Annotated in this window: 8 protein-coding genes; 6 read left to right on the top strand and 2 right to left on the bottom strand. The window is 63.8% G+C overall.

Features of this window, described 5'->3' with window-relative positions; all coding sequences use genetic code 11:
• Window positions 1-30: 30 nt before the first annotated feature.
• Entirely contained in the window at window positions 31-246 is a 216-nt protein-coding gene (locus ACFOOR_RS07005) for a cold-shock protein (protein WP_343164971.1), read from the bottom strand.
• A gap of 286 nt (window positions 247-532) precedes the next feature.
• Here ACFOOR_RS07005 and ACFOOR_RS07000 point away from each other — a divergent pair, with 286 nt between their 5' ends.
• From ACFOOR_RS07000 to ACFOOR_RS06980, 5 genes are all read left to right on the top strand, one after another.
• The gene (locus ACFOOR_RS07000; RefSeq protein WP_343164960.1) at window positions 533-850 is read left to right on the top strand and encodes a hypothetical protein; all 318 of its coding nucleotides are present in this window, start codon (window positions 533-535) and stop codon (window positions 848-850) included.
• The gene (locus ACFOOR_RS06995; RefSeq protein WP_343164961.1) at window positions 847-1,566 is read left to right on the top strand and encodes a hypothetical protein; all 720 of its coding nucleotides are present in this window, start codon (window positions 847-849) and stop codon (window positions 1,564-1,566) included. Before ACFOOR_RS07000 ends, ACFOOR_RS06995 begins: the two co-directional genes overlap by 4 nt.
• 87 nt (window positions 1,567-1,653) lie before the next feature.
• A complete protein-coding gene (locus ACFOOR_RS06990; protein WP_343164962.1) occupies window positions 1,654-2,670 on the top strand; it encodes an aspartate-semialdehyde dehydrogenase in 1,017 nt (338 codons plus the stop codon).
• A gap of 96 nt (window positions 2,671-2,766) precedes the next feature.
• Window positions 2,767-3,663: an EamA family transporter RarD gene (gene rarD, locus ACFOOR_RS06985; protein WP_343164963.1), complete on the top strand. Its 897-nt coding sequence runs from the start codon at window positions 2,767-2,769 to the stop codon at window positions 3,661-3,663.
• Window positions 3,660-4,610 carry an alpha/beta fold hydrolase gene (locus ACFOOR_RS06980; protein WP_343164964.1) on the top strand — a complete coding sequence of 317 codons (951 nt, stop codon included), beginning with the start codon at window positions 3,660-3,662 and terminating at the stop codon, window positions 4,608-4,610. The genes rarD and ACFOOR_RS06980 overlap by 4 nt, the downstream gene beginning before the upstream one ends.
• Here ACFOOR_RS06980 and ACFOOR_RS06975 read toward each other — a convergent pair.
• Entirely contained in the window at window positions 4,607-5,332 is a 726-nt protein-coding gene (locus ACFOOR_RS06975; RefSeq protein ID WP_343164965.1) for a hypothetical protein, read from the bottom strand. The two genes, ACFOOR_RS06980 and ACFOOR_RS06975, sit on opposite strands and share 4 nt — an antisense overlap.
• Window positions 5,333-6,011: 679 nt before the next feature.
• Here ACFOOR_RS06975 and katG point away from each other — a divergent pair.
• Entirely contained in the window at window positions 6,012-8,174 is a 2,163-nt protein-coding gene (katG, locus tag ACFOOR_RS06970) for a catalase/peroxidase HPI (RefSeq protein ID WP_343164966.1), read from the top strand.
• Window positions 8,175-8,362 lie beyond the last annotated feature (188 nt).

The following is an 8,362-nucleotide window of genomic DNA, read 5'->3' as shown; positions in this document are numbered from 1 at the left end:
CTGCCGTTTCGAATTCCGTTATGGGCGGAATTACTCGGCGTACTGCAGATTGACCGCCTTCGGACCCTTGCCGCGACGATCCGGCTCGGTGTCGAAAGACACGCGCTGGCCGTCGTCGAGACCCGGGAGACCCGAGGACTGGATCGCGGTGATATGGACGAACACGTCCGCGCCGCCGTCATCCGGAGTGATGAAGCCGAAACCCTTCGACTTGTTGAAGAATTTGACCGTACCTGTGGCCATGATTGGGGAACCTTCCCGCTATACGCCGCGTCCGGCGCAATTCACTAATCCCGCCGGCGTCCCGGCAGGGCAGTCAGGCAACGAAGTTCGGGGAAGGCTGAGTTTTCATTTTCCGGCATGGCCGGGCATTCACCACAGTATTCCGCCGGGCCATCAAGGCCGCCCGTGCGTACACAGATATGACGCTTGCAGGCCTGGAGCGCAAGAAAAACTGTGCGAAGGCTCACTGCAGCCCTAATATCAGCCGCATGGCATCTGCCCCATCTCTTCGCGAATTGGCGTCTCCGGCATGACCAGACGGCGCCGTGCCTTTCTGGAGCGTACCCACCGGGCGCGTGAGCGCGCGCGCCGGTCTTCGGCCGGATTCAACCCGTCGGCGATGATCCGGTGGGCGGGGCTGGGTGCCGCGGCGATGATCGGCCTGGCCGTCTATGTCGGCTTCGCCGGCGGAGACCGCCATCTCGGCGGTATTGCCAGCCTCGAGGCCCTGACCCGCCCGGCCGTGCTCGGGGCGAGTTGGCTCGACGTGATCGCGATCGGTGTCGTGGTCCTGATCGTGGCGGCTGTCCTCCTGCGGTCGCGCGTCTCGCGCGGGGACGAGGAATGACGGATATCCTGTCGCGTATCGCCGCCTATGGCCGCATGGCGCGCCGCGAGCGGCGGAAGAACGGCCTCATGTGGTTCGGCCTGGTCCTGACGATCTCCTATCTCGCCTTTGTCCTGCCGATCGTGGTGCCGCGTCTCGGCGAACTCGACGCGATGAGCCTGAACGAGATCGGGGACTTCCTCGCCGGCCTGTTCGGTCCGGCGGCCTTCCTGTGGCTGGTGCTGGGATTCCTGCAGCAGGCGAGCGAGCTCCGGATCCAGTCCGAGGAATTGCGCGCGACCCGCGAACAGGGTGCGCTGCAGGCCGAAGCGCTGCAGAAGTCGGCGGCGCTGGCGCAGACCGACCATGTCCAGAGACGCTTCCGCGAAGGGCTCGAAAACCTGTCTGACGCGCTGGAAGATTTCGTGCGCACCTCGATTGCCACGCCGGCCGGCTATCCCGATGCCGGCAAGCTGCGCCAGCGGATGGCGCAGGGCGATGCCGAAGCGGTCTTCCGGGCCTTCGCCGACACCAAGGCGGCGCAACAGGCCCTGATCGTCCCCGCCGCGGATGCGTCCTCGGACGTCGCGGCCTATCTCGACGAGCTGACCGAGCTTGAGGCGTTTCTCACCCAGTCGGGTGCGCATGCGCTCTTGCGGCGGCTGCATTCCGATCCGATCGCGCAGGCCACGGGCCACATGAAAGCGCTCTCCGCCGAGTTTTCGGCGCAAAGCTAGTCCACATATTCACACCTGCCCCCTCCCGTCCGGGTGCGCGAGGCTCTAAGTGCAGGTGCGAGACTTCAACAGGCGAGGACTTTCAAGATGGGTGTACGGGTCGCGGTTCTGGGGGCCACGGGCGCGGTCGGCAAGGAGATGCTGACCATTCTCGAGGAGCGATTATTCCCCGCCGACAGCGTGCACGCGCTGGCGAGCCGGAAATCGATCGGCGTCGAGGTCTCCTATGGCGACCGTGACATCAAGGTCGAGGACAGCGAGACTTTCGACTTCTCGAAGGTCGATCTGGTGCTCGCCTCATGCGGGTCGGACGCGATCAAGGTATTGGCGCCGAAGATCACCGCCGCGGGCGCGATGATCGTCGACAATTCCTCCGCCTTCCGCATGGACCCGGACGTGCCACTGGTCGTGCCGGAGGTGAATCCGGATGCGCTGGAAGGGGCGAAGAAGAAGCGGATCGTCGCCAATCCGAACTGCTCGACCATCCAGACCGTGGTGGCGCTGAAGCCGCTGCATGACCTCGCGACCATCACGCGGGTGTCCTGCGCGACCTATCAGTCGGTGTCGGGTGCGGGCAATGCGGCGATGGACGAGTTGTGGCGTCAGACGCGCGGCATCTTCGTCAATGACGAGGTGGAGAAGAACGAATTCCCCAAGCAGATCGCCTTCAACGTGATCCCGCGGATCGGCGATCTGATGGAGGGCGGGGTTACCCAGGAAGAATGGAAGATGACGGTCGAGACCAAGAAGATTCTCGACCCGAAGATCAAGCTGTTCGCAACCTGCGTCCGGGTGCCGGTTTTCGTCGGCCACGCCGTCGCGGCGCATGTCGAGTTCGAGAACGAGATCTCCGCCAAGCTGGCGCGCGACACGCTGCGCGAGGCGCCGGGGGTGATGCTGATCGATAACCGTGAGGATGACGGTTTCATCACGCCGGTGGAAAGCGTCGGCGAGTTCGCCGTCTTCGTCAGCCGGGTGCGCGAGGACCCGACGGTGGAAAACGGGCTGGCGCTGTGGATCGTCGCCGACAATCTGCGCAAGGGTGCGGCGCTGAACGCGGTTCAGATCGCCGAAGGGCTGAACAATCGCGGCCTTCTGGGCTGACCCTCATTTCAGCAGACCGCCCCTGCGCAATTTCCGGGTGTCGGGGCCGGTGAAGCAGACTTATATGCGGGCCTCCCCTGACCGGAGGCCCGCGCCATGACCCCGACCCAGCCACCAGAGTCCATGCGGGCCGGCATCGCGGCCCTGTCGAGCTATACGATCTGGGGCCTGTCGCCGATCTTCTACAAGCTTCTGGGCTTTGCCAGCGCGACCGAGATCGTGCTGCACCGGGCGCTGTGGTCGGTGCCGACCCTGCTGCTGGTGATCTGGGCCGGGAAGAACTGGACGGCGGTGGTCAGCGCGCTGACCAAGCCGAACGTGCTCGGTCTCCTCCTCCTCACCGCCATCCTGATCGCGGCGAACTGGTGGACCTTCATCTTCGCGGTCAATGAAGGCCGGGTGCTGGAGGTTTCGCTGGGCTATTTCATCAATCCGCTGATGAATGTCGCCGTTGGCCTCCTCGTTTTCCGGGAAAAGCTCGGCCCGTGGCGCATCGCCGCCATCGCGCTGGCGCTGATCGGCGTGATCAACCAGGTCGTCTCGGTCGGGCATCTGCCGGTTCTGGCGCTCTTCCTCGCCGTCACCTTCACCGCCTATGGCTATATCCGCAAGACGATCGCGGTCGATGGACGGGTCGGCATGCTGGTGGAAACCGTGATCATTGCCATCCCATCGATGATCGCGCTCGGCTTTGTCACGGCGCAGGGCCAGGGGCATTTCAACGATGGCTGGTGGCCGGCCACGCTCCTGATCCTGACCGGGCCGATGACGGTCGCGCCGCTCTTGCTCTTCATCATCGGGGCGCGGGGTCTGAACATGGCGACGCTCGGAATCCTGCAATTCGTCGCGCCCTCCCTGCAATTTGCCTGCGCGGTCGCCTATGGTGAGGTCTTCACCCCGGCGCACGCGGTGACATTCGGCTTCATCTGGGCGGGTCTCGCCTGCTTCACCGTCTCCATGCTGCGCCGCGCGAAGAAAGAGGTTGCCGCTTGACCGGATTCCCCGCGCCGCAGCGCATCGCCACCAACGGGATCGAGCTTTCCGTCCATATCGGCGGACCGGAGGACGGGATACCGATCCTGCTCCTGCATGGCTGGCCGGAGCTCGCCTTTTCCTGGAGCCCGCTGTGGGACGATCTGATAGCGGCAGGGCGGCGCGTCATCGCGCCGGATTTGCGCGGCTTCGGCGGGTCGGATGCGCCGCCCGATGCAAAGGACTACGGCATCGACACGATGGTTGCGGACCTGACGGGCCTCCTCGACGCGCTCGGCATCGAGAAGGCGATCTGGTGCGGGCATGACTGGGGCGGGCTGATCTCCTGGCCCGGCGCGGCGCTCGCGGGGGACCGCTATCTCGGCGCGATCGGCGTGAACACGCCGCACCTGCCGCGCCCCTCCACCCCGCCAAGCGCCGCCTTCCGCGAACTGAGCGGGCCGGAGCATTACATCCTCCGCTTCCAGGAAGACGGAATCGAAAAGGCCTTCGAAGGCCGCGAGGACGATTTCTTCGCCTTCATCTTCGGCGCGCCGGTCCCGGCCCGCGCGATGGAGGCGATGCGCCCGCAGCTGAGCCATATCGTGGCGCTGTTCATGGATTTCGAAGGCCGGCCGGACGACCGCATCGTGGTGTCACCGGAGGACCGGAGGGTCTTCGCCGACACCTATCGCAAGACGGGTTTCAGGACGCCGATCCATCTCTACAAGAATTTCGATGCCAACTGGGAGCGGATGGGCGGGGTCGATCTCCGCCTCTCCATGCCCTGCCTGATGGTCTCGGCGGAGTGCGATTTCATGCTGCCGCCCTCGCTGGCACGCTGGATGCCGGCCCTCTGTCAGGACCTCGAAATGCACGTGATCGAGGGCTGCGGCCACTGGACGATGTGGGAGAAGCCGGAAGAACTGGCAGCGCTGATCACGGACTGGGTGGGAAGACGGTTTTAGCCAACCCATTCTCCGGCACTGCCAATCACGACCCATTCATCGTCAATGCGTTCGAGAAGATAGAATCCACCCCAGCCGCACACGGCATTGCAGACATCCTCGATGTAAATGACGGCGAATTGCCCGTTAGTGCTGAACGCGGCGGGAGAAAAAGCAAGCGGTCGCGAACGATTCAGGTCGTTTTCATGCGATCGCGCTTGAGAAGAATACATTGAGCAATCGAGCGGTTCTCTTTCCGGCCAACCTTCAATCGCTTCCACGATACCTTCCGGCAGGGAAACAGGTTCAGGCGCCGATCGGTTCAATCTCGCGCTCGCGCGCGTTTCAACACGGTAGAAAATGCGGTCTCGATAGTAGCCGGCCTCGTAGTCGATCCCAGGTGCGTGCCATAAGGGGTTTAAAAACAACTCTGGTTCTTCACGCTGAATTCGGTCCCACTCCTCCGCCAGCACCGCATCGTGTTCGGCTCGTTCTTGCAGTGCCGCTTCTACGCTTAAGCTCCGGTAGAAGGTGTCGGAGCCGTCTAGAATTCTTTCGACGTTCTGCCGAAATCCGGGAGAATCGATGGATTGGTAACCCATCGGGCTTTGCACAGGTGATGCGCGAAATCGCGTGTGAAGCGCTTCCTGTCGTGCAAACCACGCCTCATAGACCGCGCAGTCGGGCGGTTCGGCGGGCGAGGCCGCCTGAACAAGGGCGAGGAGCGTGGCGGTCAGGGGCATCGGGCTTTCCCTTTCATCCGCCAACACTCTGCCCCGGATTTATTCCGGGGCCTACCGTCAGTGCGAACGACACGCTCTCCCCTCGCCCCCATTTGGGGGAGAGGGTGGCGCGAAGCGCCGGGTGAGGGGGCAGACTCCCTCGTCTGACTACGGAGCAGAACCCCTCATCCGCCCTTCGGGCACCTTCTCCCCTTCAAAAAGGGGAGAAGGGAGGCAGCGGCTGTCATTGCCGTGCCTGGCCCCCGGCGACGGTAGGTCCCGGCATCTCCGCCTCCGCAGGGACAGGCCAGGTCGGGACATAGATCAATGCGCGTCACTCCCGCGCATGCGGGAGTCCAGAACAACATGAAATCTGGACCCCCGTCTTCACGGGGGTGACGGAATTGTTGGAATGACGCTCCCCGGCCGAGCTTTGCGAGAGCCAGGGTCCGGCCTCATGCATTCTCTGGATCCCGGATCGCCCCACGGGGCGTCCGGGAATCGCCGAATTCGGGGAGAATGCGAAATTCAGGTCCCCATTTTCATGGGGACCCCATGATCCATCCGATAAACCCACTCATTGTATCTATACCTCACCACGTAATTATCGATTGGCTTTATCCCCGTTCGCGGAGCCATACTCCCCCCACACGCGAAAAAGCGGCCGCTCGAACGCCGCGCTCGAAGGGAGGTCCTCACCATGGACGGAAACGAAACGCGTCAAGGCAAATGCCCGGTCATGCACGGCAGCATGACTTCGGCCAGCCACTCGGTCACCCAGTGGTGGCCGAATGCGCTCAATCTCGACATCCTGCACCAGCACGACCGCAAGAGTGATCCGCTGGGCGAGGATTTCGACTATCGCGAGGCGCTGAAGACGCTCGATGTCGAGGCATTGAAGCAGGATCTCAAGGATCTGATGACCGACAGCCAGGAGTGGTGGCCGGCGGACTGGGGCCATTATGGCGGGTTGATGATCCGCATGGCCTGGCACTCGGCCGGCTCCTACCGCCTGTCCGACGGACGCGGCGGCGGCGGCACGGGCAATCAGCGCTTCGCGCCGCTGAATTCGTGGCCGGACAATGTCAGCCTCGACAAGGCGCGGCGCCTGTTGTGGCCGATCAAGAAGAAGTACGGCAACAAGATCAGCTGGGCCGATCTGATGATCCTCGCCGGCAACATGGCCTATGAGACGATGGGCCTGAAGACGTTCGGCTTCGCCTTCGGCCGCGAGGATATCTGGCATCCGGAAAAGGACGTCTACTGGGGCGGCGAGACCGAATGGCTCGGCCGCGACCGCTATGAGAGCGACCTCGAGGAAACGCTCGAAAACCCGCTCGCCGCGGTGCAGATGGGTCTGATCTACGTCAATCCCGAAGGCGTGAAGGGCGTGCCCGACCCGGCCAAGACGGCGCTGGCGGTGCGCGAGACGTTCAAGCGCATGGCGATGGACGACGAGGAGACCGCGGCGCTGACCGCCGGCGGTCACACCGTCGGCAAGGCGCACGGCAATGGCGATGCCTCCACGCTCGGCCCGGACCCGGAAGCTGTCGGCGTCGAGGCGCAGGGCTTCGGCTGGGCGAATTCCGGCGGCAAGGGACATGGCCGCGACACGGTGACCAGCGGTATCGAAGGCGCGTGGACGTCGAACCCGACCAAGTTCGACATGGGCTATTTCGACATGCTGCTCGACCATGAGTGGGAGCTGACGAAGAGCCCGGCCGGCGCGAACCAGTGGAAGCCGGTCTCGATCGACGAAGCCGACATGCCGCCTGATGTCGAGGACCCGTCGATCAGGACGATGCCGATGATGACCGACGCCGACATGGCGATGAAGGTCGACCCGATCTACCGGGAGATCATGGAGCGCTTCCGCGCCGATCCGGACTATTTCAGGGACACGTTCGCGCGGGCCTGGTTCAAGCTGACCCACCGCGATATGGGCCCGAAAGTCCGCTATATCGGTCCGGACGTGCCGGACGAAGACCTGATCTGGCAGGACCCGATCCCGGCCGGCCCGACGGGCTATGATGTCGACGGTCTGAAGAAGAAAATCGCCGACAGCGGTCTCACGGTTGCCGAACTGGTCTCGACGGCCTGGGACAGTGCGCGAACCTATCGCGGGTCCGACATGCGCGGCGGCGCCAATGGCGCACGCATCCGCCTCGCCCCGCAAAAGGACTGGGAGGCGAATGAGCCGTCCCGCCTGCAGAAAGTGCTGTCGACGCTCGAGCCGCTGGCGAAAGCCTCCGGGGCGAGCCTGGCCGACACGATCGTGCTGGCGGGCAATGTCGGGATCGAGAAAGCCGCCAGGGCCGCCGGTGTCGATGTGAAAGTGCCGTTCACGCCGGGCCGCGGTGACGCCACCGACGAGATGACTGACGCGGAAAGCTTCGACGCGCTGGAACCGCTGGCCGATGGCTACCGGAATTATCACGTGAAGAAATACCAGGCTGCGTCGATGGAGATGATGGTCGACCGGACCCAGCTTCTCGGGCTGACCGCGCCGGAAATGACCGTCCTCGTCGGCGGCATGCGGGCGATGGGCACCAATCATGGCGGGACGGCGCACGGCGTCTTCACCGACCGTCCGGGTGCGCTGACGAACGACTTCTTCGTCAATCTCGTCGACATGTCGAACCGCTGGGAAAAGCGCGATGACGGCAGCTATGCCGTGATCGACCGCAAGAGCGGGAAGACGAAGTTCACGGCGACACTGGTCGACCTGACCTTCGGCTCGAACTCGATCCTCCGGGCGTATTCGGAAGTCTATGCCCAGGACGACAACCAGGCGAAGTTCGTGACCGACTTCGTGAAGGCCTGGACGAAGGTGATGAATGCCGACCGCTTCGACGTGAACTGACCCCCCGTCGACGTTGAACGGTCGCAAGGCGGGAGCGGGCTTCGGTCCGCTCCCGTTTTGCTTTGTGGGGAGTGTTTTTCAATTGTCATTCCCGCGCAGGCGGGAAGGTGGATTCTCGTTTGAAGTGCAACAGGTGGTCTGAGAAGGCCTCTGCGGGGGTTCTGTAGTCAAGGCATTTGCGCGGGGTG

The sequence above is a fragment of the Hyphobacterium vulgare genome, assembly GCF_042643335.1.
GTDB lineage: Bacteria > Pseudomonadota > Alphaproteobacteria > Caulobacterales > Maricaulaceae > Hyphobacterium > Hyphobacterium vulgare.
Note: the sequence above shows the minus strand (reverse complement) of the source record. Positions and strands in the feature narration are given on the sequence as shown.

Bases quoted from the DNA above. Each gene is read 5' to 3' on its own strand.
- ACFOOR_RS07000 (WP_343164960.1), top strand. From the start codon at position 533: ATGACCAGACGGCGCCGTGCCTTTCTGGAGCGTACCCACCGGGCGCGT.
- ACFOOR_RS06995 (WP_343164961.1), top strand. From the start codon at position 847: ATGACGGATATCCTGTCGCGTATCGCCGCCTATGGCCGCATGGCGCGC.
- ACFOOR_RS06990 (WP_343164962.1), top strand. From the start codon at position 1,654: ATGGGTGTACGGGTCGCGGTTCTGGGGGCCACGGGCGCGGTCGGCAAG.
- rarD (WP_343164963.1), top strand. From the start codon at position 2,767: ATGACCCCGACCCAGCCACCAGAGTCCATGCGGGCCGGCATCGCGGCC.
- ACFOOR_RS06975 (WP_343164965.1), bottom strand. From the start codon at position 5,332: ATGCCCCTGACCGCCACGCTCCTCGCCCTTGTTCAGGCGGCCTCGCCC.
- katG (WP_343164966.1), top strand. From the start codon at position 6,012: ATGGACGGAAACGAAACGCGTCAAGGCAAATGCCCGGTCATGCACGGC.